The sequence below is a fragment of the Curvibacter sp. APW13 genome (assembly GCF_032337135.1).
Lineage (GTDB): Bacteria > Pseudomonadota > Gammaproteobacteria > Burkholderiales > Burkholderiaceae_C > Allorhodoferax.
In genome coordinates this window covers 853,592-876,764 of record NZ_JAVXZZ010000002.1, presented here as the reverse complement: position 1 = coordinate 876,764, position 23,173 = coordinate 853,592, and the positions used below count along the sequence as shown (strand labels likewise).

The following is a 23,173-nucleotide window of genomic DNA, read 5'->3' as shown; positions in this document are numbered from 1 at the left end:
GTTTCCCCCGTGGTCGCGATCATGCGCTGGGCGGCACGTACCCTTGGGCAGCGTCCGCACCCTGACCGAAAAAGTGGTTTTCCATCTGGCGCGCCAGATACTGTCGGGCTTTCAAGTCAGCAAGATTGAGCCGGTTCTCGTTGACCAGCATGGTTTGGTGGCGTAACCAGGCGGCCCATGCTTCTTTGCTGACTGACTCCCAGATACGCTTTCCCAGTTCGCCGGGGTAAGGGGGGAAATCAAGCCCTTCGGCTTCGCGTTTAAGCATGATGCAATGAACGGTACGTGGCATAACAGAGGGTAGTGGGTTGATGACAGGACGCTGGGCAACAAGTCTTGGCCGCAGTGTGACGTTGCGGATTGTACGGACTCGTATTGGTCTGAGTGTCTGATAATCCCGGAGGTGCGTCGGGGGCGACGCCAATTTTTCTTGGAGTTGATGTGTTGCGAGAGTGGATTTCCAGTCGTATACCCGTAGTGTTCTACGGCATAGCCCTTTCTTGTGCGGCCTTGCTGGTGTTTGGCTTGTATCTGCAGCATGCTGTGGGACTCGAGCCTTGCCCGATGTGCATTGTGCAGCGCTACCTGCTGGTGCTGGTCGGGGTGTTTTCCGCGATGGTGGCGTTCTTCCATGGGTCGAAGTCGAAGCGCATTGTCTTTCTGGGGCTGATGGTATTGGCTGCGCTCTCGGGGGCCGTCGTTGCTGCACGCCAGAGTTGGTTGCAGTGGTATCCACCCGAAGTGGTTTCCTGTGGTCGGGACCTTTATGGAATGATTGAAAACTTCCCTTTGAAACGTGTGTTGCCTATGGTTTTCCGTGGAAGTGGAGACTGTTCAAAGATCGATTGGACTTTTCTTGGCGGATCTATCGCCAATTGGTCCTTTGTGACGTTTACCCTGTTCGTGTTGGTGGGGGCGTTGGCGATCGGTAGCGCACGAGGGCACCGGGAGCGGCTTCAGTGACTGAGAGGTCGCCAGCGGGATGAGGATTTACCCTTGGTTTTTGGTAATCAAAGGGTCGTGAAGCGCAAAATCAGCTATCCGTTACCACAACCCACATTCCTTTGGTGCAAAATGGCCGCATGCAATACCGCGCGGGTGTGATACATGATGGATGCTGAGTCGGATGCTCTTCATTTTCTTGATGATGACGCAGATGGCGTCTCCGTCAAGGAGCCGGTGTGGCGTTTGATGGTGATTGATGACGAGCCCGATGTCCATCGGGCGACGACGTTTGCACTGTCAGGTGTCAAGATTCTCGGAAGGCGTCTAGAGTTCCTTCATGCCTACTCGGCCGAAGAGGCCACCCAGATGCTATGCAAGGAGCATGACATTGCGGTTGTCCTCCTTGACGTCGTCATGGAGCGGGAAGATGCCGGGCTGAAGCTGGTCAAGACCATCCGCCAGGACTTTCGCCTGGAAGAAGTGCGGATCATTTTGCGTACCGGGCAACCGGGATACGCACCGGAAATCGAAACGATCCACGATTTCGATATCAATGACTACAAGACCAAGTCGGAGCTCACCCGTACCAAGTTGTATGCGACCGTTACCGCTGCTTTGCGTGCCTATGAGCAGATCCGCAAGCTTGATGAGCTAGCGTTTTACGACAGACTCTCGAAGCTCCCGAATCGCAACAAGTTCCTTGACCTTGCCGATGCCCGCCTCCAGGCCGGACATTGTGAAAACGACGCGATCGCTATCGTCGACATCGACGATTTTTCCGAGATCAATGATGCACTCGGACACCAACAAGGTGACCGATTGCTTCAGTCGGTAGCGGAGCGTTTGAAAACCGAATTGGGAGCCGAAGTCATTTTGGCAAGGATCGGTGGCGACACGTTCGCATTGATGGGGCCAGCGTCTGTCATGGAGCCTGTACGCGTCCTCTCGCTCTTCCGACAACCGTTTCAGGTGCAGGACGATTCGATGGTCGTCACCGCGACCTTGGGAATGACGCGCCAACTGAGTGCCGATATTGGTGGACGGGATGCTCTCAAGGATGCCAATATCGCCCTGAAGCGCGCGAAGAAGAACCGCAGGGGTAGTTATGTCGTGTACTCCTCTGAGATGGGGTCCGACATACGCGAGCGCGTCCGCTTATTGCAGAACCTCCGCCAGGCGGTAGAAGCAGAGCGGCTTTTTGTTGTCTACCAGCCGCAGGTGCTTCTCGGATCGGAAGAAATCGTCGGTGTGGAGGCTTTGATCCGTTGGCGGCGTGAGGATGGCAGTTTTGTCCCGCCAGATCGTTTCATTCCCTTGGCAGAAGCATCCGGGATGATTGTCGCCATTGGCGATTGGGTTCTGAGGATGGCGTGCCACGAACTCAAACGCTTTCAAGGGTTGGGACTCCCGGATTTGCGGATGTCGGTCAACGTTTCGCAGATGCAGTTCCGTCATCCCGATTTCATGCAGAAGCTTGAAAGCGCCCTGCAGGATACAGGGATCAATCCTCGGCAATTGGAGCTGGAGATCACTGAAACCGTGGCGATGGAAGATGCAGACTTCATGCTCGAAACCCTGCATTCGATCCGGCGCTTGGGAATTTCCATTGCCATTGATGACTTCGGAACCGGCTACTCCTCGTTGAGCCACCTGCGGCAACTGCCAATTGATCGACTGAAGATTGACCGGGCTTTTGTGGATGAATTGACGCAAGAAGTAACTGGCGGGCACATTGCAGCCATGGTGATTGAACTGGGGCGCAATCTCAAGCTGACTGTGATTGCCGAGGGTATCGAGGAAGAACGTCAGGCGCAGCAATTGCGGCAGCTTGGATGTCATGAAGGTCAGGGTTACCTGTATGCCAAGCCGCTTCTTCCTGACCAATTTGTTGAGTGGGTCGCCGCCCGTAAGCAATCACAGTAATGGTCGACCATTCGGGCTACATGGCCCGGGCGTTGGAATTGGCCCATCAGGCTGCGGCTGTCGGTGAGGTGCCCGTGGGGGCCGTGGTTGTGGACAGCACCGGAACCATTGTGGGAGAAGGGCACAACCGCACAATATCCGAATCCGACCCTACGGCCCATGCAGAGGTGGTCGCACTTCGGGCAGCAGCGAAGATGCAAGGCAACTATCGCCTTAACGACTGCACACTCTACGTCACACTTGAACCTTGTCCCATGTGCATGGGAGCAATTTTTCACAGCCGGATTCGCGCGCTGTTCTTTGGCGCAACCGACCCCAAGGGCGGTGCGTGTGGATCCGTGGTTGGGCTTGATACCGATAAAAGGTTGAACCCCCATTGTGTTGTACATGGCGGCGTGTTGGCGGACGCCTGTTCGGATGTCCTGCGCTCCTATTTCCGTGACCTGCGGGTTCACCATGCGTTCCAACGTCGGCGTGTCCGTGAAGATGCCTTGCGCATGCCTTCGGACTCGTTGTTGGCCAAATACGTTCCAGGGGCAGAAGGGTTGGTCGTGGATGATCTTAGTTCTGCCCAAGGGTTGCGGGTTCACGTCTGGGCCAAGGGACAGCGAACAGATTCAGAACCTCCTGCCAGGCTTTTGCTGTGCCTGCACTCCATCGGGCAATGGGCGTGGCAATTTGCGGACCTTTTGCGGGAGGACCTGCCCGCGGATGTGATGCTAATGTGCGTTGACCTTCCAGGTCATGGTCAAAGCGACAAGAGTAAGTCTGGATGGGAGTTCGATCAGAGCTACCAATTGAATGTGCTCGGCGAAATCCTGGATCGCTTTGCCACGTCGCCCGTGGTTTTGCTGGCCTGTCGTTCTGCTTGTTCGCTGGCTATGGAGCTTGCGCACAGAAGGGCGGAATCGGTCCTTCAGGTGGTGCTCGCTGACCCCATGATCGATGTTGCCGATGACCTCGGGGACGCACAGGGTCGCATTCCACGATCTCTGGGCCAACTGCTGCGTGCGCTAGCGTTCTTGAGGGGGGACAATCAGCTCCCAGAAGCGATCCAGGCGCAATACCCCGATGTTGGCTATGCGAAAGGTCTGTTACGTTGGTTGGGACAACGTCATGAAACCGGGCAATCATCAGGCGCCCAGTGCCACGCCGGATCGGATTCCAAGGGTTCCAGTAGTCTGCGTGTGACAGTGATAATCGAGGGGCTGCAACCTTCGCCCGCCAACACGGATTTCTTGGCTCGCTGGAGCATCAAACAATGCACCGTGATGCAAGCGGCGCAGCGATCGGTCCCGTGGGCTGAGGTACTGTTCCGTGACCATCTTCCACGTATTCAGATGCATTAGTCCGTCGCTTTTCATGGCTCCACATATCTACATCTACTCTCCCTCAGGCGCCGTTCGTGATCGAGCGGCCTTTCGTCGCGGCGTACGTTTCCTTGAGAAACAGGGCTATCGCGTCGAGGTGGATCGTGACGCCTTGTCGCGTAGCCAACGGTTTGCCGGCAGTGACCAGACTCGCTTGGAGGCTGTCACCAGGGCGGCCGAAAGTGGTGCCGACATCGCTTTGATTGCCCGCGGCGGCTACGGCTTGACTCGACTTCTGCCCAGCCTCCCATACGAATTGTTGTCGCAAGCGATTGCCCGAGGAACCCGATTCGTCGGCTTCAGTGATTTCACTGCCCTTCAATTGGCATTGTTTGCCCAGACCGGGGCGACGACGTGGTCGGGCCCCGCGCTATGCGAGTCATTCGGCGTCGAGGAGCCCGATGACATCATGGTCGATTGCTTCGCCGATCTTGTGCAACGACGGGGGGAGGGCAGTGGATGGCGTCTTCCTCAAGCGCGGTCTCCGCTGATGATCAAGGATGCTGTGCTTTGGGGCGGAAACCTGGCCACGCTGTGTGCCCTGGTTGGCACTCCGTACATGCCATCAATCGATGGTGGGGTCCTGTTTCTGGAGGACGTCGGTGAGCACCCCTATCGGATTGAGCGGCAAATTACCCAACTATTGCATACGGGCATATTGGGTCGTCAACGCGCAATCGTAATGGGGCAGTTCACGGGATATCAGCTGAGCTACCATGACCGCGGATTCAAACTTGCCAGCGTGTTGGAATGGCTGGGTACGCAGACTTCGGTGCCTGTGCTGTCGAACTTGCCGTTCGGCCATGTCCCAACGAAGGTGCTCCTTCCGTTCGGAAAACGGGTTGACTTGGTGGTAGAAGGGCGCGATGCATTGATTGTTTGGGGTGACGAATAGGTCGCCCAGTGTTCCAAATGGGCCTATTCAAGGTACGATGCGCCCAATGGTCTTGATTCAACTTTCGTATTCATTCTTGTCCACGAATGCCGCGTAACCAAACCGTAGTATTTACTGATTTGCACGGCAGCACAGCGGTGTTTGAGTCCTTGGGCAACGCCCGGGCAACCGAAGTGGTGACCGGGTTCAATACCGAAATTGGTCGCATTGTCCAGGCCCATCGAGGGCAAGTGGTAAAGACGCTAGGTGACGGCCTGCTGGCGATTTTCGACGATGCCCTGCAAGCTATTGAAGCGGCGGTAACCATTCAGCGCGATCATCAACAGCGGCTGTCCGCTCTGTCGGATACCCACCGTATGCCAGTGCGGATCGGCATTTCTTCTGGTGATGTGGAGTGGGTGCAGGGAGATTGCTATGGTGATGCGGTGAACGTTGCATCACGGCTATGCGACTTGTGCGGACCGAATCAAATCTGGATCAATTTGTCCACTCTCGATGCGGTGAATGGCAAGCTGTCGTACGGTTGTCGAACTCTTGGGACCATTGCCGTGCGTGGCCGTGTCGAACCATGTTCCGTTTTTCAGGTGGAGTGGCAGTCTGAGGCGGCAACCGAACTGATGACTGTCCTTGGGCAATTTGACCCCGATCAGATGCAGTCTGCAGGCGATTCGATTGGGAAAGAGATCGAGTTGCACTGGAATGGTCATCAGGAGACCTTTCATGCGTTTGATCTCCCGGTAAGCATCGGACGGGTAAAGACGAACCGTCTGGTTGTTCCTGACCCGCGTGTTTCCAGAACGCATGCACAACTGTTGTGGAAGAACGGTGCCATCGTGCTTGAAGACTTGAGCAGTTATGGCACCTGGATCCGATTCTCGGATGCGCCGAGTCGCGCTGATATTTTGCTTCGTCGCAGCTCCAGTGTGTTGTATGGGCAGGGAATATTGGTACTGGGCGCGACTTTTTCGGACAGCGATGCTCCTGTGGTTCGCTTCAAGGTTAGTTAGACGCTGATAGTTTGCAGGCGATTAATAGGACGCCTATTAACATAATATACATCGTATAAAGTATACAAAGAAAGTCGACCGCGTTTTCCCCATCGCCAATCCACTACCACGTGCCGCCGGTGCGAGCCTGGCGCAGAAACGTTTCAAGGTAAGCCACCGTGTCGGGCTTTCCTGCACGCGTGGCAAAGTCAAGGGCGCTCAGACCGAGCTCATTCTTGAGTGTTACGTCTGCGCCGGCAAGAACCAGCAATTGCACCACTTCCAGTGTCCCGTACATCGCAGCCATCATCAACGGCGTACTGCCATTTGGGGATTCAGCATCAATGTAGGCATGTTCGTCCAACAAAAGGCGGACAACCGCAGCGTGACCACCGGTTGCAGCGTAGTGCAACGGCGTCCATCCCGGTTTGTTGACATCGGCCTCCCGTTCAATCAACAGGCGGCAAATGTCAACGTACCCTCGAAGTGCTGCGAGCATCAGCGGACTTTCGTCTTGAGCGTTGCGCGCGTCTATCACCGTGGCGGGAGCCTTGGCCAAAACCAGCGCGGAGCGAACAGAACGAATTTTCAGGGCCAGAAACAGGCCCGACTGGCCAGCGGGATCGATTGTGTTGGGGTCGAATCCTCGTTCAAGCAAGTTGGCAACAGCCAGGTCATTGTCCTGCCGCAAGGCAATAAAGAAATCGTCATACGAGCCAGCAGTTGCAATGGAGCCGATGAAAGGCAACAGTGACAGCAGTCCAGCGGAAAAGTAGCGACGTTTCATAGCGACGGATGTTCCGAAATAACGGGCTGAAACAGGAGATCAAAGTTGGCCCATGTTCGTTCACCCACCGTTGCCACTGAGATACCCTTGATGTCTGCCACCTGCTGCGCAACGAATGGCACCAGGCTCGGATCATTGGTCTTGCCTCGGTGGGGAACCGGTGCGAGGTAGGGACTATCGGTCTCGATGAGCAATCGGTCCAATGGCGTAAAGGCGACCACCTCGCGCAGCTCGTGCGCCGACTTGAACGTGATGATTCCCGAAAAGGAAATGTAGTAGCCCAAGTCGAGCGCTGCACGAGCCACATCCAAGGACTCAGTGAAGCAATGGAACACGCCCCCGGCCTGGCGGCCATCGTGTTCTCCCTCGCCCTCTTCCCGCAGGATCGCCAAGGTGTCGCTACTGGCGCCTCGTGTATGGATGATCAAGGGCTTGCGGCAAAGTCTGGCAGCGCGGATATGCGTGCGAAATCGCTCGCGTTGCCACTCCATGTCCGCCACAGTGCGTCCGTTCAGTCGGTAGTAATCCAAGCCAGTTTCGCCGATGGCAATCACCCTTGGAAGAGACGCGAGCTGACACAGCGTTTCGACATCGGGCTCCCGAACGCCCTCGTTGTCCGGATGGACCCCCGCAGAACTCCATAGCTCGGGATACTGCAATGCGAGTCGATGAACGTCGTCGAATTCTTCCAGCGTGGTGCAAACGCACAGCGCGCGTGTTACCTGGGCACTGTGCATGCGCTCGCGCAAGGTCGCGATATTGCCCGACAGTTCGGGAAAGCTGAGATGACAATGGGAGTCTGTGAACATGCGGGAGAAGACCGTAGTGGTACGGTGCGAAAAAAGGTGCCGGCCGACGCGGCTGACCTCAGATGGTTTGCGTAGGACGCTCAGATGCCAAGTGGGCACCGAGGATCTCTTCGATCTTCAGCTTGAGAAGACGGGACTTTTCGTCCTTGGGGAAAGTGATGCCCACGCCCTGTGCCTTGCCACCTGCAGCACGTGCGGGTGTTACCCAAGCCACCTTTCCTGCTACGGGGTAACGCTGGTTGTCCTCCGGCAGTGACAACAGCACGTACACATCGTCGCCCAAGCGGTAGTCGCGGGTGGTGGGGATGAAGACGCCACCATCGGAAAACAAGGGGATGTATGCCGCATACAGCGCCGCTTTCTCCTTGATGGAGAGCTGGATGACGCTGGGGCGGGCAGAAACGGGTGCGGGTGTACTCATGGTGCGCTCTTGCGACCTGAGTGTAGAGCCAAACGCGCCTGATTCACAAGCGCTTCCTGCATCAAACCAGCGTTGTAGGGGTGCTCCACCGAACGCATGGAAGTGTTCAAGGCCTTGGACCAAGAGGATAGTCGCGCCATCGTGCATCCTTCGACGAGTGAAGATGCGGGGAAAAACCGTGGTGCGCCCCCTATGCAGAGAGCCATCTGATCGTGACAGAGCTTGTGCAAGGTCGATACCAGGCGTTGGGCACTCCACTCCCGCACCATGGTCACATCCCCGGCCCGCATGGCTTGTGGGAAAGCCAGCCAGCTGGCTGTGGAAGCGCCCTCGCGCGCCAAGGCCAGCGCATCTTGCGGGCGCTGTCCGCATGCCGCCAGCCACAGACCGGCATCCTGCGATGCCACACCCTGCTCGATCAACCACTGGCGGGCCTGTGCGTCTGGCGGAAACGCCATGGTGTGGGTCATGCAACGGCTGCGAATGGTGGGCAGCAGCAGGTGGGCACTTCGGCTTGCCAACACGAAGCGGGTATCTCCCGGGGGCTCTTCGAGCGTCTTGAGCAGGGCGTTGGCGGAGACATGGTTCATCATCTCCGCAGGAAACAGTAAAACGACTTTACCGCGCCCTTTTGCGGATGTACGCTGTGAAAACTCAATCGCGTCGCGCAACGCTTCGACACGGATTTCCTTGCTGGGCTTGCGCTTTTTGTCGTCGATTTCGGATTGGGCTTTTTCCGACAAGGGCCATCCCAGCGCAAGCAGCTCTGTTTCTGGCATCAGTACACACAGGTCGGAATGCGTGCGCACCTCGACTTCGTGGCAGCTACTGCACCTGTGGCAAGCCCCCACTGGCGTCGGGTGTTCACACAACCATGCCTGCGCCAAGCCCAAAGCCAATTCATACTGCCCCAGGCCAGAAGGCCCGTGCAATAGCCAGGCGTGGCCATTTTGCGGCAGCAAGCGCTCCAGTTGCGCAATCAACCATGGCGGCAGGACGCCTTCAGAGTGGTTGTCGCTCATGGGGCGCCCCACCCGCGCTGCTGAATCGTGCGAAGTACCTGCTGCCAGACATCCTCGACAGACTGGTGGGCGTCAATGCGTGCAATCCTGCTGGGGTTTTGCTGTTGCCGACGCGCATACGCCGCAATGACACGGCCGAAGAACGCGACCGACTCCGACTCGAACTTGTCGGGGGCACGGGCGGTGGAAAGCCGTGCGGCCGCGACCTCCGCGGGCAGGTCGAACCACAGGGTCAAGTCCGGTACCACCGCCTGCACATCGGCGCCAGCGTCCTGAACCCAGGCCTCCAGGGTGTCGAGCTTGGAGGTGTCGAACTGGCGCCCTCCCCCTTGGTACGCAAAGGAAGAGTCGGTGTAGCGGTCACTGATGACCACTTCGCCACGGCGCAGCGCGGGAGCGATCACGTCGACGATGTGTTCGCGGCGCGAGGCGAACATCAGCAGCGCTTCGGACAGGCTGTCCATCCGCTCGGCCAACAGGACCGAACGGATTTTCTCAGCCAGCGGTGTGCCGCCTGGCTCGCGCGAAACCACCACGGTGCGGCCTTGTGTCCGGAAAAGGGTGGCCAGGCGCTCGATGTGGGTCGACTTCCCGGCACCGTCAATGCCTTCCATGGTGATGAATATTCCGGGCTGCATGCTTGTTCGCTCAGGGTTGACGTTGGTAGCGGTTGACGGCGCGATTGTGTTCTTCCAGCGTGGTGCTGAATTGGCTGGACCCATCTCCCTTGGCCACAAAGTACAGGGCGGAACTCCCATCGGGACGGGCCGCTGCCACCAACGCAGCCTTGCCGGGCAACGCGATGGGAGTGGGGGGCAGCCCTGCACGGGTATAGGTGTTGTACGGTGTGTCACGCTGCAGGTCCGCCTTGCGCAGATTTCCGTCAAATCGTTCCCCCAGTCCGTAGATCACGGTCGGATCGGTCTGCAAACGCATGCCGATGCGCAACCGGTTATGGAAGACTGCAGCCACCTGTCCCCGGTCCGCAGCGGCCCCCGTCTCTTTCTCCACGATGCTGGCCAGCGTCAGCAGCTCGTCGGGGCTTTGCAGGACGTTGGCTTCGGCTCGCCCACCCCAAGCCAGACGCAACTGCTCGTCCATCGCTGCCAGGGCCGTCTGCAGTACGGCGAGATCGCTGCTGCCCTTGGCAAACCGGTAAGTGTCTGGGAAGAAACGTCCTTCGGCTGCCTGCCCTCCCCTGCCAAGCGCCTGCATGATGGCGGCGTCGGTCCATTGGGCAGTGTCGTGGCGCAGTTCGGGGTGCTGGGCCAATGCCTGACGCAGCTGGCGGAACGTCCACCCCTCAACCACGGTAACGCTGCGCAGCGCCTGCTCCCCGTTGACCAGCTTTTCCAATAGCCGGCGGGGGGTGATGTCACTTTCCAGTTCGTAGCTGCCGGCCTTGATCGCCCGCGATTGGCCGGAAAGCCGGAACCAGGCGTACAGCAGGGTGGGATTCACGTTGGCACCCGCCTGCACTACCTGCTGTGCCACCTGCTGCGAGGCTGTCTTTGGGGCAATGCTGAGGTCCAGCGTGCGGCCTGGCTGGCCAATGGGACTTCCCAGCCATGACACCGCCGCCAGTGCCGCGAGCAAGACGGCGATCAGCGCAACAAGGAACAATCGGAAAAGAGCCACAGCGTCACCAGGGGGAAGGGGCTGCAATCATAATTCAGGCTTCTGAAGGCAGCTTTTGCAGCACGACGCGCATGAATGAGTTTCACCACCACGGCATTTCCAAGCTCGACCATTGGGGTCTGATCCGGGCCCACGGCGAAGACGCCGTGAAGTTTTTGCATGGGCAACTGACCCACGATCTGGTGTTGCTGCCAACAGGGCAGGCGCGAATGGCGGCCTACTGCAGTCCGAAGGGGCGTATGTTGGCCAGCTTCATTGCCATCAAGCGCGCCGAAGACGACGTCTGGTTGCTGGTCGCCCGTGACTTGCTGGCCACCACACTCAAACGCCTGCAGATGTTTGTGATGCGCTCCAAAGTTCGCCTCACTGATGAGAGCGCGAACTACACCGTGTACGGCCGCCTCGGCAACGCGTGCCAAAGCAGCCCCGAGGCGCAAGCCACCGCGCCTTGGCAGGCTTGGGCCACATCGGACGGAGGCCACATCGTGTGTCTCTACCCCAGCCAAGGGCTGGCCCGGCAGGTGCACGTCGCTCCCTCTCTGCTGGATGGCGCGGATATGGAAGTGGCAGTCTGGGAGTGCAGTGAAGTTCTGAGCGGTGTGGCCTGGGTGCAGGCTTCGACCATCGAACTGTTTGTGCCCCAAATGCTCAACTACGAATCGATCGGCGGTGTGAGCTTCAAGAAAGGGTGTTACCCGGGGCAGGAGGTCGTCGCCCGCAGCCAGTTCCGCGGCACACTGAAGCGTCGCACTTATTTGGCGCGCAGCGCCGTGCCGCTGCAGCCGGGGCAGGAAGTGTTGCTCCGCGACGACCCGCAGCAGAGTGCGGGCACGGTAGCCGCCGCAGCGCCCGACGTCGAGCGTGCGGGCCACTGGGTGGCCTTGCTGTGCCTGCAGACCCAGTGGGAGGGCCAGGCCTTGGCAACGGCAGAGTATCCGGACGCGCAGATTGAACTATTGGCATTGCCTTATTCCCTGCTGGCCGATGTCTGAGGATAGACGGTGGCTCCAAAAGGGCTTCCTACAGCGGAATTGGTGCCAGTAATGCAGCACCAGCCGTGCTAAGCTAACGAAAATACCGTCTAAAAAGGGGCAGGTTCCATGTCAACTCCCATCAGCAAGGAAGAGGCTTATGCGCGTCTGGGTGCCATCACCCGGGAAATGCATGAGGCGCTCACCATCCTGGGTGGCAACCAGCTCAATACCATCGTGGCCGAAATCCCGGATGCGCGGGATCGACTGGCCTATGTCGGCAAGATGACCGAAGACGCGGCCAACAAGGTGCTTACCCTGGTGGAAACCGCAAAACCCGAGTGCGACGACCTCTCCAGCCGCGGGATCGAGCTGAGCGAGTCCCTGGCGCGCATGGCCGCAGACCCCGCCATGACAGTGGACAAGGCCCGTGGTCTGCTGATCGTGTGCTCCAAATACGCAAAGCAATCGGCCCAGTTTGCCGAAGGCCAGGCCAATGCCCTGTCGGACATCATGATGGCGCAGGACTTCCAGGATCTCTCCGGCCAGGTGATCAAGAAAGTCATCGACATCATCAACCGCACCGAAATGCAGTTGGTGCACCTGCTGATCGACAGCGCACCCGAGTCGGCCAGCGCCAGTGTGCAGGAGGCACTGCGCGGCCCGGCCAGCGTCGACGACCACGTGCTCGAAGGCCCGCAATTGGCTGACAAGGCGTTGCAGCAGAGTGACGTGGACGACCTGCTGGCGTCTCTCGGGTTCTAGCCGCCAAAGGCCTGCTTCAGTGCCCTTGCAGCGTCAGCGTGGGCCTGCAGCGCCTCGGGGATGGCGCGCCCCATCTTGATGAACTCGTGCACCACGCCGCGGTAGATTTCCAGATCCACGGCCACCCCCGCCATGCGCAGGCGATCCGCATACATCACGCCTTCATCCACTAACGGGTCGCACTCGGCCAGACCGATCCAGGCAGGCGCCACGTCGTGCAGTTCCGCTTCGTGCCCCGCTTCCGTGCGCCCATCGAGCGGGGCAAAGCGCCAGTCGTCGCGGTCAGCGGCGGTGCGGATGTAGTGGTTGAAGAAGTAGCTGATGTGTGGCTCTTCCAGCACAAAGCCTTGGGCATAGGTGTGGTGCGAGGGCGTGTCCTGGTGCGCGGCACAGCCCGGGTAGAACAGCAGCTGCAGCGCCAGCGGCAGGCCTGCATCACGCGCCGCAATCGCGCAGGCGGCCGACAGCGTACCTCCGGCACTGTCCCCCCCCACGGCCAGACGCTGGTCGTCCAAGCCCAGGCGTCCGGCCTCTTGCCGCACCCAGCACAGGGCGTCCCACGCATCTTCGAAGGCGGTGGGGAATTTGTGTTCGGGGGCCAGCCGGTAGTCGACGGAAATCACTGCGCAATCCGCCAGGTGGCTCAGGCGCCGGCTCAGCCCGTCGTGCGTGTCCACACTGCCGATGGTGAAGCCGCCGCCATGGAAGTACACCAGCACCCCGTGCGATCCGTTGTCCGGCGCGTACAGTCTGGCACCGATATGCGTGCCATCCCGCACCGGTATCAGCAAGTCTTCCACCCGCTGCAGGCGGTGCTTGGGCAGTTCCAGCACGTCGGCACCAGCCGTGTAGGCCGAGCGGGCCTGCTGCGGGGTCAGTGCATGCAGCGGCACGTGGGCGGCGCGGGCCATGGCGTCGAGCACCTTGCGCATGGCCGGGGTCAGCTGCGCGCGAGGGTTGCGGTGGTGGTAATTTTGGTGACTCATGGGAGATAGGGCTGCTGCTACATTGCCAGAGTCTTGATCGTAAAGGGGAACCGCATGGCACTGATCCAGTACATCACGCAAATCCAGTTCGACTTCGGCGCAGTCGGCTTGCTGCAGCAGGAGTGCCAGGCCAAGGGCATCACGCGGCCCCTGGTGGTGACCGATGCCGGTATCCGTGCCGCCGGTGTGCTGCAGAAGGCGCTGGACGCATTGGCTCCCCTGCCCTGCACCGTCTTCGATCAGACCCCCTCGAACCCCACCGAAGCAGCGGTGCGTGCCGCAGCGGAACTGTTCCGGGCGCAGGGCTGTGACGGACTGGTGGCAGTGGGCGGAGGCTCGGCCATCGACTGCGCCAAGGGCGTGGCGATTGCCGCCACGCACCCGGGGCCGCTCACGCACTACGCCACCATCGAGGGCGGCTCGCCCCGCATCACCGAGGCCGTGGCACCCATCATTGCGGTGCCCACCACCGCCGGTACGGGAAGCGAGGTGGCGCGCGGCGCCATCATCATCGTGGACGACCACCGCAAGCTTGGCTTTCATTCGTGGCATCTGGTGCCCAAGGTCGCCATCTGCGACCCGGAGCTGACGCTGGGCCTGCCTGCCATGCTGACTGCTGCCACCGGCATGGACGCGATCGCGCACTGCATGGAAACCTTCATGTCGGCGGCGTTCAACCCTCCCGCCGATGGCATTGCCCTGGACGGGCTGGAGCGTGGCTGGGCCCACATCGAGCGCGCCACTCGCAATGGTGCCGACCGCGAGGCACGCCGCCAGATGATGAGCGCCAGCATGCAAGGCGCCATGGCCTTCCAGAAAGGACTGGGCTGCGTGCACTCGCTGAGCCATGCACTGGGTGGCGTGAACCCGCACCTGCACCACGGCACGCTCAATGCCATGTTCCTGCCCGCCGTGGTCCGCTTCAATGCCACCGACGACTCGGTATGCAGTGAAAAGCGGCTGGAGCGCATGGCGCATGCCATGGGCCTTTCCGGTGGCGCTGATGTCGCCCCGGCCCTGCGCGACATGAATGCCCGCTTGGGCTTGCCTACCGGGCTGGCTGCGCTGGGGGTCACCGAGGCCGATTTCGATGCCGTCATTACCGGCGCCCTGGCCGACCACTGCCACAAGACCAACCCGCGCCTGGCCTCCGCCGAGGATTACCGCCAGATGCTGCTGGAATCGATGTGAGGGTTAGGGCCTGTTCACACCAATTTCCAAAGTGCGAAAGGGGTGAAAACAGAGGTAATCAAGGCGCACGACGAAGCCCAGACTGGGCGTCTGGGCAAGGAGTGCAACGCCGAGTGGCTCTGTTTTCACCCCTTTCCCGCAGGGTTGCACCAAAAAGCCCGCACGCGGCGTTGCAAAGCCTTGCCGGGGGAGCAACCCCGGCTGCGTTTTGCGCCTTGCGCACCGACTTTTTGGATTGCAACGCACCTTTGGAAATTGATGTGAACAGGCCCTAAAGCGGTAGCACGCGGCCCGGGTCGGGCTGCTCCAGCCACTGCGCAAACTCGTCCGCCAGCTGCTGGGCCGCCGACACTGCGGTGGACCAGGCCTGCACCCGGGCGGCCAGGTTGGGGCCGAAGCGGGTGAAGTCGGTGCGGTCGGGTAGCTTGGCGTTGGGAAGGGTCTTGACCCACTCGGGGTTGGGGGCCAGCACCACCATGGTGTCGAGGAAGTGCGTAGAGCCGTGGCGCCAGCGCAGGCTCTTGTCCAGCCAGCCCGGCACCACCGCCTGCTGGAAATGCGGATAAAGAACAATGCCATTTTCGGCTGTAGCCCGCGAATTCATTGCGTGAGCCGCTGCATTTTCCATAGCGGCTGCTTTGGCTTTCGGGGCGCTGGGGTAATCCAGGTGCAGGTGGTAGTCGGTGATGCCGCCGTCCCAGTAGGCGCCGGGCGGCCCGCCCGCAATGTTGTGCACGGCGCGCAGCACGAAGGGAATGGAGCAGCTGGCCTGCAGCGCATCGTTGAAGTTGGCGTCGGACAACGCCACTTGGCGCGTACGGTAGTCCTGCGTTCCAAAGGGCAGTGGTGCGGCCCCTCCCCCAACCTGTGGCGCCGAAAACACCACCCGTTCCAACCAGGCCCCCATGGCCTTGCGGTGCACGGCGTTGGTGGCAAAGGCACCCAGGTAGCCCAGCGGGGTGCGCAGCGCGTGCTCGGTGCGCAGCAGGTGGCGACCGCGCGAGGTGACGATGTGCAACCGGTAACGCGGGTGCTGCAGCACCTGCCCTACCCGTCCGCTGTAGAAGGCGCGCAGGTTCTCGCCAAAGGTTTCGCTCACCTGGTTCGCCGTGGGGCGTTTCTGCCCCGGTGGCAGGTCGTAGTGCTGGTGGATGTAGTCGTGCTCGAGCCGCGCGAACGCCTGCACAGCCTCGTCCAGGCATGCCGTGGCCATGCGCCAGGCCCCAATGGAAGCCCCCACGAGGTCAATCGGCTGCGAGCTTTGCGGCAACCACTGCCCGAACAGGAACCGGTCGAGCGGCCCGAGGATGAGCCCCTTGGGGCCACCCGCGGCGCCCGGAATGGTGGTGACGTGGGAGGGAGCAAGGCCGCAGCGGGCGATGTGTTCGCGCGCCTTCGGGCCCGCGTGGATGTGCAGAGCTTGCATGGGAAATACGTGAAGTCAATCCATTCCTAAATCATGCGTGCCTAGGCGTGAAGCCGCAGACAGTACACGATGTACGACAAGGCTGAGCAACGACGGCACGGTTGGTTTAGGGATGGATTAGGTGTGGGCGGCCCAGTCGAAGGGGTCCTGCTGCAGCACCATGTCGATGTCCAGGCCCAGCACCTCGCCAACGAAACCCGGAAAGGTGACCGCCATCTCGCGGTCGTCCAGCGTGGCTTCCTTGCAGCGGGCGCGCCAGGTGGCCAGGTGGATGACGCCGGCCAGCGGTTCGTAGACATCGTTCTCGAACGGAGCGTACTGGTGCTCCAGCGCATCGACCAGGGTCTGCGGCAGGCCCCAAGCCTGGGCATATCCGGCGCCCACACTGGCCCAGCAGTAGCCGAATTGCTGGCGTTCGGCCTTGGCGCGCTTCAGGTCCAGGGGTTTCACCTTGGCATCGAGCGCGGCCATGTCTTCGGGCATGGCCAGATGCATCGCCAACTCACCGAGCCCATGGATCAGGCCACAGGTAAAGGCTGCTTGCTGGTTCTGGCGCACCACGGCGGCCAGGGAGCGCGAGACCTTGGCCACGTTGAGGCTGTAGGTCCAGAACTGCGGCAGGCTGATGCCGGGCACCGCCTTGAGCGTGGCGCCAGCAGCCGCTTCTTTGGCGACCTTCTTCACGTCGGCCAGCGACAGCAGCGCCAGGGCTTCCGACACGCTGCTGATCTGGCCCCGCAGGCCCACGCTTTCGGCGTTGGCCCACTGCAGCAGGCGCAAGGTCAATGCCGGGTCGGTGCTGATCTGCTGCGTGATGCGGCGCAGGTCCGCCACCGGGTGTTCCAGTTCGGTCAGCAGCACCGCCACCACGCGCGGGACGCTGGGCACATGAAACGGCTGTTGCAGCAACTCCTTCAGACTCAGGCCCGGCACAGGCAACGCTCCCGTAGTGGTGATGGCGGCATTATCACGCGGACTGCAGCGCAGCGCAGTCACCTTCGTGCTGCGACCGTCCTATCAACGCTTGAGTTTGGCGAATGCGGCGGCCATGGCACCGGCACCGGCGGGTGCGCTGTCCTGGTAGCGGCCCACCTGGCGCTCGCCGCGGGCTGGACCCTGGTACCGGTTGTCCCCCGCTTTCTGGCCTCCAGCCCTCGATGAACCGGCGGGTGCAGCTCCTATTTTCATAGTGAGGCTGATGCGCTTGCGGGCCACGTCCACCTCCTGCACCTGCACCTTGACGATGTCGCCGGTCTTGACCACCTCGCGGGCGTCATTCACGAACTTGTGGCTCAGCTGGCTCACATGCACCAGGCCGTCCTGGTGCACGCCCAGGTCCACAAAGGCGCCGAACTGGGCCACGTTGCTCACGGTGCCTTCCAGGATCATGCCTTCCTTGAGGTCGGTGATGTCCTCCACGCCATCGTTGAAGCGCGCCACCTTGAAGTCCGGGCGCGGATCGCGGCCCGGTTTCTCCAGCTCGGAAAAAATGTCCTTGACGGTGATGACACCGAACTGCTCGTTGGCGAACAGCTCAGGCTTGAGGGTCTTGAGCATGTCGGTGCGGCCCATTACCTCGGTAATCGGCTTGCCGGTCTTGGCCAGAATCTGTTCGACCACCGGGTAGGTCTCAGGATGCACGCCCGTCATGTCCAGCGGGTTGCTGCCGCCACGGATGCGCAAGAATCCCGCGCTCTGCTCGAAGGTCTTGGCACCCAGGCCGGTTACCTTCATCAGGTCCTGGCGGCTGCTGAAAGCGCCGTTGGCCTCGCGCCAGCGCACCACGGCCTTGGCCACGGTGCCCGAGAGGCCCGAGACGCGGCTCAGCAGCGGCACGGAAGCGGTGTTCAGGTCCACCCCCACCGAATTCACGCAGTCTTCCACCACCGCGTCCAGTGTGCGCGCCAGCTCGCTCTGGTTCACGTCGTGCTGGTACTGGCCCACGCCGATGCTCTTGGGGTCGATCTTCACCAGCTCGGCCAGCGGGTCCTGCAGGCGCCGGGCAATGGAAGCCGCGCCGCGCAGGCTCACGTCCACGTCCGGCATTTCCTGGCTGGCATATTCACTGGCGGAGTACACCGAGGCACCGGCCTCGCTCACCACCACCTTTTCCACCTTCACTTCGGGGGCGCCCGCCTGCGCCGCCATCTTGGCCAGCAGCTTGATCAGGTCGGCGGCCAGCTTGTCGGTCTCGCGGCTGGCAGTGCCATTGCCGATGGCGATGAGGTTCACGCTGTGCTTCGCACACAGCTTGCCCAGGGTGTGCAGGCTGCCTTCCCAGTCGCGCTTGGGTTCATGCGGGTACACCGTGGCGGTGTCCACCAGCTTGCCCGTCGCGTCCACCACCGCCACCTTGACGCCGGTGCGGATGCCAGGGTCCAGGCCCATCACCACGCGCGGGCCGGCGGGAGCCGCCAGCAACAGGTCACGCAGGTTGTCGCCGAACACCTTGATGGCCACCTTTTCCGCGTCCTCGCGCAGGCGGGCGAACAGGTCGCGCTCGGTGGACAGGGAAAGCTTGACCTTCCAGGTCCAGGCGACGCACTTGCGGATCAGGTCGTCGGCAGGCCGACCCTGGTGGCTCCAGCCCAGGTGCAAGGCAATGCGGCCTTCGGCCAGGCTCACCACCGGTGCCGGGCGCGTTTTCGCTACGGAATTGGTAGCTGCCTGCGCACTATCCGTGCGGGCAGAGGCTGGATTTGATGCTGACTCTGGCTCGGGAACGACCAGCTTGGCATCCAGAATGTCGAGCGCGCGGCCCCGGAACACGGCCAGGGCGCGGTGCGAGGGTACGCGGCCGATGGGCTCGTCGTAGTCGAAGTAGTCGCGGAACTTGGCCACGTCGGCGTTGTTCTCGTCCTTGCCCGCCATGAGCGTGGACTTGAGCAGGCCTTCCTGCCACAGCCATTCGCGCAGCGCCTGCACCAGGGCCGGGTTTTCGGCCCAGCGCTCGCTCAGGATGTCGCGCACGCCATCCAGCACGGCCTGCACGGTGGTGAAGTCGTCGCCGGCCTCGGTCTTGTCCTTCAGCACATACTTCTGCGCCTCATCGGCGGGCACCAGGGTCGGGTTGGCAAACAGGGCGTCGGCCAGCGGCTCGATGCCTGCTTCGCGGGCGATCATGCCCTTGGTGCGGCGCTTGGGCTTGAACGGCAGGTAGAGGTCTTCCACCTCCTGTTTGGTGGCGGCAGCGGCAATGGCTGCCAGCAACTGGGGGGTGAGCTTGCCCTGCTCTTCAATGCTCTTGATGACCGCTTCCTTGCGGTCGCGCAGTTCACGCAGATAACCCAGGCGCACTTCCAGTTCGCGCAGCTGGATGTCGTCCAGCCCGCCCGTTACTTCCTTGCGGTAGCGGGCGATGAAGGGCACGGTGGCGCCGCCGTCCAACAGATCAACGGCCGCCTCAACCTGTGCGGGACGGACACTGAGCTCCTGCGCAATCTGCGCGATGATTTTTTGCATGGTGGGGGAGAGAAACGAACGCGAAAAAAAGCGGGGTGGCCGCAACGGGCCCAGACGACAAAGGCCGCAAGTGTGCCACAGCCACGGCCCAGGTTGGTCGGCGCGCTTCCGTTCGTTTTTAAGCCTCCGGGACAGCCACCAGGGAGCTGGGTAAAGGCGCGAATCATGGGATTTAAACACCCATCGTTGGAAAACATCCGAAAACGGGTTATCCCTAATGGAATCAAAACGAACACTTCCGGACAATGCCGCGTGCAGTTCATTTCGTTGGTACCGACAACCCCATTTCACAAAGGATGACTCCCATGCTGCTTGGCCTGTTTCGTCGCTCTTCCGATTCCCGTCGCCGCCTCGCTGCCGGGCTGCTGATCGCCCTGCTCGGCCTGGCTGGAGCCGTATCCGCCACCAACTATTCGCTCTGGATCAATGGCCGCAGCAACTCCAGTGCCCAATACGGCAACTACGCAGATTTCATCTACTGGGGCCCCTCCTCCATCGCCGCCGGGGTGAACAAGAAGGCCGTGAATTGGGACGGCTACAACAAGATCTCGCTGCAGAACTACCGCATCCGTGATGCGCTGGACTGCTTCTGCACCGGCAACAACTGGTGCTACATCGCCGCCCACTCCGCGGGCAATCTGCAGACCGGCTATGCCCTGTCCCTGTTTGGCGGCAGCACCCGCAACATCAAGAACGCCACCCCCAACAGCAGCGGCGTGTGCGGTGACGCGGGCGGCACGCAAACCGGCTGGAACATCAAGTGGGTGAACATCGCCGCCGGGGCCGGTGGCGGCAGCGAACTGGCCGACATCGGCAGCTGGGCCGTTTCCGACCCGCTGACCACCGACCTGAAAACCGCCACCGCCCGCGCCATGTACGACCACAACCAGACCCGAGCCAAGTGGTTCTACATGTACGCCGGTGCCAGCGGCACGCTCTACTCCGGCACCCTGCCCGGCCAGGACGACGAGGCCGTGGCCTACCACTCCTCGGGCGGCGTGTCGGGCAGCGGTGGCCAGAGCCTGTGCAACCCTTCGGACTGGTGGTGCAACGACCTGAACCTGGGTACTGCCGCGAATGAAGGCGGTTCCACCAAGTGGGCCTACCACAGCGTCAAGTTCCGCGATGACAACGAGGCCTACAACCACTACACCAACGGCAACTGGGGTGGCGTGGTTTCGCTGGTGCGCGCCAACATGGCCGCCAACGCGCTCTGACCGTCCAGCCGCACCTCCAGCAGCGGACAGCCTGAATGCGCAGATCGACGTGGGCCGCCCTGGGCGGGGGCGCGGTGCTTGCCGTGATGCTCGGCTGGTGGCTGCTTCCCGCGGAGGATGCGGGAACAGTCGGGCTGGAGCCAAGCACGGCACCGGCCACGTCGGCCGCTCGCCATGCTGCTGCGGACACCGGCGCAGGTGCTGCAGCGGCCGTCAGCACCTTTGGGTCTGCCAGCCGCCAGGAGCAGCTGCGCCAGGCACGTGAACGCTACGAGCGTGCCACCCAGGTCTACACCTCGTACCGCGACGCCACGCGCTACCCGCACGACTCGCGCCCCATCTCCGAACACGCCGACCAGACCAAGCCCTTCGCACCGGTGGAAGAGTTCAAGGCCCTGCGCGACGCCAGCGGCAAGGGGGTCAAAGGCATTCGCCTGCGTACCAGCCAGGACCGCGTATTCCTGAGCGGTGCCGAATCGGTGTTGGTGAGCATCGAAGCCACCGATGACAGTGGCCGCCCCGTTCCGCTAAGCATTACCCGCTCACAGGCCCAGACCGTGGCGGATACCAGCACGCCCGTTACGCTCATCAGTGCCGAAGTGCCATTCAATGACGACGGCGTGGCCCCCGATATCTCGGCCCGCGACGGCAAGTACACTGCCCGGCTGACGCCTTCCACGCAAGGCTTCGCTGCGTACGCGGGCACCATCCGCATCCTGGCCCAGATCAGCGCCAACGGCGAAACCGGTGCCTACGCGTTCGACGTAATCTACAGCCCCAACGTTCCCGCCACCTGGGTCGGTGCCCGCGAGGTGCAGGAAAACGGTTCGCTGAATTTCTACCTCAAGGCCCAGATCCGCGAGCCCGGACGCTACGTGGTCAGCGGCCGGGTGTACGACGCCAACGGCAAGCCCTTTGCCCTGCTGCAGTTCAACGACGAAGTGAAAGTGGGCATGCAGGAATTCAAGCTCAACCTGTTCGGCGCCCTGATCCGCGACAAGGCCCCTGCCTTCCCCCTGAGCCTGGTGGATGTGGACGGCTTCCTGCTGAAGGAAAACGCCTTCCCCGACCGCGCCATGATGGCCCGCCAGAGCGGCGTGGTGATCACCAGCAAGCGCTACGCCGTCAGCAGCTTTTCGGCTGCAGAGTGGAGCAGCGAAGAGCGTGAACGCTATCTGCGCGAATACGGCAAGGACATGCAGGCCGCGTTGGACGCGTTGAACCGGTTGCAGTAGACGGCAAGCCAATCGACGACCACGGCGCCACTCCCTGATATCGGCAGTCACAGCCATCTGTCTTGCTCTCGTCCCCCATCGGCCAAACCGACTGCTCGCCACGCCCTGGTGCTTATCATGAGGCTCGCTCGCTGCCACAAGCGGCGCGGCTTTGGTTTCGAATCTCGCACATGGAGGTATCGCAATGCATGCATCGGTCCAGGCCATCGGTTTTGTCGAAGGTGTTCGGCCGCACGCCGAGGACGACTTCTGGGGGGGCGAAGAGGCGTGCATCCGGCTGACGGACGGCTTCGGCGCGGAAGCCTTGCAAGGGCTGGAGGCGTTCTCGCATGTGGAGGTTCTGTTCCTCTTTCACGCGGTAGATCCGGCCAAGGTGGTATCCGGCGCGCGGCACCCGCGCAACAACCCTGCATGGCCGGCGGTGGGCATCTTTGCACAGCGCGGAAAGAACCGACCGAACCGGATTGGCAGCACCATCTGCCGCATAGTGCGCGTAGAGGGAACGAGGCTGGTAGTGGCTGAGCTCGACGCCATCGATGGCACGCCGGTACTGGACATCAAACCCGTGATGGTGGAGTTCCTGCCGCGCCAGCAAGTGCGCCAGCCGACGTGGGCGCTCGAACTGATGCGCGACTATTGGCTGACCAGGCAGGCCTAGGAACTGGGCAGCCATGCATGGCTTACGGAGACAACCCGATGTCGAACCTCAATGCTGATTCAAGCCAAGCGCGCAAGGCCTTGGTTCGCTGTGGGGTCGGCGCCCTTCTTCTAGGGCTGGCTGTTTCCACCGTGGCGTACGTGCTGGTCTCGCCCGAGTTCGGGTATCGGAACGAGAGCGTTCTGGCCTGGGTGCTGTGGCCGGGGGTGTGGCTGTACATCCAGCTCAATGGTTCGCTCGTGTTCGGCGGCGGGTTCGGTACCTACGGCAATGCAGCCATCTTCATCGTGGGCTCGGGGATTGCATGGTCTGTCCCATTCGCGGGCGCCCTCTGGTGGCTGACGAAGAAACTGCGGCCCCAGCGCCATCGGTAGCCGCCAGCAGGTTCACCGCCTTCGCCAAAACAAAAAGCCCTCGCATGGAGGGCTTTGTTGTTTCAGCGGCACCCGTGCAGGACGGGTGTCAG

The 23,173-nt window shown here is 61.5% G+C and carries 23 protein-coding genes; 12 read left to right on the top strand and 11 right to left on the bottom strand.

Going from position 1 to position 23,173, the window contains the following annotated elements:
• Positions 1 to 19: 19 nt before the first annotated feature.
• On the bottom strand, positions 20 to 292 hold the full coding sequence (locus tag RQP54_RS12325) for an oxidative damage protection protein (RefSeq protein ID WP_315678614.1): 273 nt from the start codon (positions 290 to 292) through the stop codon (positions 20 to 22).
• A gap of 164 nt (positions 293 to 456) precedes the next feature.
• Here RQP54_RS12325 and RQP54_RS12320 point away from each other — a divergent pair, with 164 nt between their 5' ends.
• The 5 genes from RQP54_RS12320 (at position 457) to RQP54_RS12300 (ending at position 6,140) form a co-directional block, all read left to right on the top strand.
• Complete coding sequence (locus RQP54_RS12320; RefSeq protein ID WP_409997571.1) at positions 457 to 963, top strand: disulfide bond formation protein B; 507 nt, start codon at positions 457 to 459, stop codon at positions 961 to 963.
• Positions 964 to 1,107: 144 nt separating this feature from the next.
• Entirely contained in the window at positions 1,108 to 2,868 is a 1,761-nt protein-coding gene (locus tag RQP54_RS12315) for a GGDEF domain-containing response regulator (protein ID WP_315678613.1), read from the top strand.
• Positions 2,868 to 4,217 carry a tRNA adenosine(34) deaminase TadA gene (gene tadA, locus RQP54_RS12310; protein ID WP_315678612.1) on the top strand — a complete coding sequence of 450 codons (1,350 nt, stop codon included), beginning with the start codon at positions 2,868 to 2,870 and terminating at the stop codon, positions 4,215 to 4,217. The genes RQP54_RS12315 and tadA overlap by 1 nt, the downstream gene beginning before the upstream one ends.
• Before the next feature lie 13 nt (positions 4,218 to 4,230).
• A complete protein-coding gene (locus RQP54_RS12305; protein ID WP_315678829.1) occupies positions 4,231 to 5,133 on the top strand; it encodes an LD-carboxypeptidase in 903 nt (300 codons plus the stop codon).
• Between the two features lie 86 nt (positions 5,134 to 5,219).
• Positions 5,220 to 6,140, top strand: coding sequence for an adenylate/guanylate cyclase domain-containing protein (locus RQP54_RS12300; RefSeq protein WP_315678610.1), 921 nt, complete (start codon positions 5,220 to 5,222; stop codon positions 6,138 to 6,140).
• A gap of 103 nt (positions 6,141 to 6,243) precedes the next feature.
• On the opposite strand, the gene RQP54_RS12295 is transcribed toward RQP54_RS12300, so the two are convergent.
• The 6 genes from RQP54_RS12295 to mltG are packed head-to-tail and all read right to left on the bottom strand — an operon-like array spanning position 6,244 to position 10,796.
• Positions 6,244 to 6,906: an ankyrin repeat domain-containing protein gene (locus RQP54_RS12295; protein ID WP_315678609.1), complete on the bottom strand. Its 663-nt coding sequence runs from the start codon at positions 6,904 to 6,906 to the stop codon at positions 6,244 to 6,246.
• Entirely contained in the window at positions 6,903 to 7,715 is an 813-nt protein-coding gene (locus tag RQP54_RS12290) for a TatD family hydrolase (protein WP_315678608.1), read from the bottom strand. The genes RQP54_RS12295 and RQP54_RS12290 overlap by 4 nt, the downstream gene beginning before the upstream one ends.
• Positions 7,716 to 7,773: 58 nt before the next feature.
• Positions 7,774 to 8,136: a PilZ domain-containing protein gene (locus RQP54_RS12285; protein ID WP_315678607.1), complete on the bottom strand. Its 363-nt coding sequence runs from the start codon at positions 8,134 to 8,136 to the stop codon at positions 7,774 to 7,776.
• A complete protein-coding gene (locus RQP54_RS12280; protein WP_315678606.1) occupies positions 8,133 to 9,158 on the bottom strand; it encodes a DNA polymerase III subunit delta' in 1,026 nt (341 codons plus the stop codon). Before RQP54_RS12280 ends, RQP54_RS12285 begins: the two co-directional genes overlap by 4 nt.
• Complete coding sequence (tmk, locus tag RQP54_RS12275) at positions 9,155 to 9,796, bottom strand: dTMP kinase (RefSeq protein WP_315678605.1); 642 nt, start codon at positions 9,794 to 9,796, stop codon at positions 9,155 to 9,157. Before tmk ends, RQP54_RS12280 begins: the two co-directional genes overlap by 4 nt.
• A 10-nt stretch (positions 9,797 to 9,806) precedes the next feature.
• Positions 9,807 to 10,796, bottom strand: a complete 990-nt coding sequence (mltG, locus tag RQP54_RS12270) for an endolytic transglycosylase MltG (protein WP_409997563.1) — start codon at positions 10,794 to 10,796, stop codon at positions 9,807 to 9,809.
• 71 nt (positions 10,797 to 10,867) lie between these two features.
• Here mltG and RQP54_RS12265 point away from each other — a divergent pair, with 71 nt between their 5' ends.
• Together RQP54_RS12265 and RQP54_RS12260 are read left to right on the top strand one after the other, a co-directional pair.
• Positions 10,868 to 11,788: a folate-binding protein gene (locus tag RQP54_RS12265; RefSeq protein ID WP_315678604.1), complete on the top strand. Its 921-nt coding sequence runs from the start codon at positions 10,868 to 10,870 to the stop codon at positions 11,786 to 11,788.
• Positions 11,789 to 11,896: 108 nt separating this feature from the next.
• Entirely contained in the window at positions 11,897 to 12,532 is a 636-nt protein-coding gene (locus RQP54_RS12260; RefSeq protein ID WP_315678603.1) for a protein phosphatase CheZ, read from the top strand.
• On the opposite strand, the gene RQP54_RS12255 is transcribed toward RQP54_RS12260, so the two are convergent.
• A complete protein-coding gene (locus RQP54_RS12255) occupies positions 12,529 to 13,518 on the bottom strand; it encodes an alpha/beta hydrolase (RefSeq protein ID WP_315678602.1) in 990 nt (329 codons plus the stop codon). The genes RQP54_RS12260 and RQP54_RS12255 overlap by 4 nt on opposite strands.
• Before the next feature lie 54 nt (positions 13,519 to 13,572).
• Here RQP54_RS12255 and RQP54_RS12250 point away from each other — a divergent pair, with 54 nt between their 5' ends.
• Positions 13,573 to 14,709: an iron-containing alcohol dehydrogenase gene (locus RQP54_RS12250; RefSeq protein ID WP_315678601.1), complete on the top strand. Its 1,137-nt coding sequence runs from the start codon at positions 13,573 to 13,575 to the stop codon at positions 14,707 to 14,709.
• 271 nt (positions 14,710 to 14,980) lie between these two features.
• Here the strand turns inward: RQP54_RS12250 and RQP54_RS12245 are convergent, their stop codons facing one another.
• From RQP54_RS12245 to RQP54_RS12235, 3 genes are all read right to left on the bottom strand, one after another.
• Positions 14,981 to 16,135 carry a phospholipase gene (locus tag RQP54_RS12245; RefSeq protein WP_315678600.1) on the bottom strand — a complete coding sequence of 385 codons (1,155 nt, stop codon included), beginning with the start codon at positions 16,133 to 16,135 and terminating at the stop codon, positions 14,981 to 14,983.
• A 117-nt stretch (positions 16,136 to 16,252) separates the two neighbouring features.
• Positions 16,253 to 17,059, bottom strand: coding sequence for an HDOD domain-containing protein (locus RQP54_RS12240; protein ID WP_315678827.1), 807 nt, complete (start codon positions 17,057 to 17,059; stop codon positions 16,253 to 16,255).
• A gap of 93 nt (positions 17,060 to 17,152) precedes the next feature.
• Positions 17,153 to 19,597, bottom strand: a complete 2,445-nt coding sequence (locus tag RQP54_RS12235) for a Tex family protein (protein ID WP_315678599.1) — start codon at positions 19,595 to 19,597, stop codon at positions 17,153 to 17,155.
• 305 nt (positions 19,598 to 19,902) lie between these two features.
• Between RQP54_RS12235 and RQP54_RS12230 the strand changes: the two genes are divergently transcribed.
• The 4 genes from RQP54_RS12230 (at position 19,903) to RQP54_RS12215 (ending at position 23,081) form a co-directional block, all read left to right on the top strand.
• Complete coding sequence (locus RQP54_RS12230) at positions 19,903 to 20,814, top strand: hypothetical protein (RefSeq protein WP_315678598.1); 912 nt, start codon at positions 19,903 to 19,905, stop codon at positions 20,812 to 20,814.
• A gap of 35 nt (positions 20,815 to 20,849) precedes the next feature.
• The gene (locus tag RQP54_RS12225) at positions 20,850 to 22,049 is read left to right on the top strand and encodes a choice-of-anchor X domain-containing protein (protein ID WP_315678597.1); all 1,200 of its coding nucleotides are present in this window, start codon (positions 20,850 to 20,852) and stop codon (positions 22,047 to 22,049) included.
• Positions 22,050 to 22,233: 184 nt separating this feature from the next.
• Complete coding sequence (locus tag RQP54_RS12220; RefSeq protein ID WP_315678595.1) at positions 22,234 to 22,707, top strand: SAM-dependent methyltransferase; 474 nt, start codon at positions 22,234 to 22,236, stop codon at positions 22,705 to 22,707.
• A gap of 38 nt (positions 22,708 to 22,745) precedes the next feature.
• Positions 22,746 to 23,081: a hypothetical protein gene (locus RQP54_RS12215; protein ID WP_315678593.1), complete on the top strand. Its 336-nt coding sequence runs from the start codon at positions 22,746 to 22,748 to the stop codon at positions 23,079 to 23,081.
• Positions 23,082 to 23,173: the final 92 nt, after the last annotated feature.

Bases quoted from the DNA above. Each gene is read 5' to 3' on its own strand.
- RQP54_RS12325 (WP_315678614.1), bottom strand. From the start codon at position 292: ATGCCACGTACCGTTCATTGCATCATGCTTAAACGCGAAGCCGAAGGG.
- RQP54_RS12315 (WP_315678613.1), top strand. From the start codon at position 1,108: ATGATGGATGCTGAGTCGGATGCTCTTCATTTTCTTGATGATGACGCA.
- tadA (WP_315678612.1), top strand. From the start codon at position 2,868: ATGGTCGACCATTCGGGCTACATGGCCCGGGCGTTGGAATTGGCCCAT.
- RQP54_RS12305 (WP_315678829.1), top strand. From the start codon at position 4,231: ATGGCTCCACATATCTACATCTACTCTCCCTCAGGCGCCGTTCGTGAT.
- RQP54_RS12300 (WP_315678610.1), top strand. From the start codon at position 5,220: ATGCCGCGTAACCAAACCGTAGTATTTACTGATTTGCACGGCAGCACA.
- RQP54_RS12295 (WP_315678609.1), bottom strand. From the start codon at position 6,906: ATGAAACGTCGCTACTTTTCCGCTGGACTGCTGTCACTGTTGCCTTTC.
- RQP54_RS12290 (WP_315678608.1), bottom strand. From the start codon at position 7,715: ATGTTCACAGACTCCCATTGTCATCTCAGCTTTCCCGAACTGTCGGGC.
- RQP54_RS12285 (WP_315678607.1), bottom strand. From the start codon at position 8,136: ATGAGTACACCCGCACCCGTTTCTGCCCGCCCCAGCGTCATCCAGCTC.
- RQP54_RS12280 (WP_315678606.1), bottom strand. From the start codon at position 9,158: ATGAGCGACAACCACTCTGAAGGCGTCCTGCCGCCATGGTTGATTGCG.
- tmk (WP_315678605.1), bottom strand. From the start codon at position 9,796: ATGCAGCCCGGAATATTCATCACCATGGAAGGCATTGACGGTGCCGGG.
- RQP54_RS12265 (WP_315678604.1), top strand. From the start codon at position 10,868: ATGAATGAGTTTCACCACCACGGCATTTCCAAGCTCGACCATTGGGGT.
- RQP54_RS12260 (WP_315678603.1), top strand. From the start codon at position 11,897: ATGTCAACTCCCATCAGCAAGGAAGAGGCTTATGCGCGTCTGGGTGCC.
- RQP54_RS12255 (WP_315678602.1), bottom strand. From the start codon at position 13,518: ATGAGTCACCAAAATTACCACCACCGCAACCCTCGCGCGCAGCTGACC.
- RQP54_RS12250 (WP_315678601.1), top strand. From the start codon at position 13,573: ATGGCACTGATCCAGTACATCACGCAAATCCAGTTCGACTTCGGCGCA.
- RQP54_RS12245 (WP_315678600.1), bottom strand. From the start codon at position 16,135: ATGCAAGCTCTGCACATCCACGCGGGCCCGAAGGCGCGCGAACACATC.
- RQP54_RS12235 (WP_315678599.1), bottom strand. From the start codon at position 19,597: ATGCAAAAAATCATCGCGCAGATTGCGCAGGAGCTCAGTGTCCGTCCC.
- RQP54_RS12230 (WP_315678598.1), top strand. From the start codon at position 19,903: ATGCTGCTTGGCCTGTTTCGTCGCTCTTCCGATTCCCGTCGCCGCCTC.
- RQP54_RS12225 (WP_315678597.1), top strand. From the start codon at position 20,850: ATGCGCAGATCGACGTGGGCCGCCCTGGGCGGGGGCGCGGTGCTTGCC.
- RQP54_RS12220 (WP_315678595.1), top strand. From the start codon at position 22,234: ATGCATGCATCGGTCCAGGCCATCGGTTTTGTCGAAGGTGTTCGGCCG.
- RQP54_RS12215 (WP_315678593.1), top strand. From the start codon at position 22,746: ATGTCGAACCTCAATGCTGATTCAAGCCAAGCGCGCAAGGCCTTGGTT.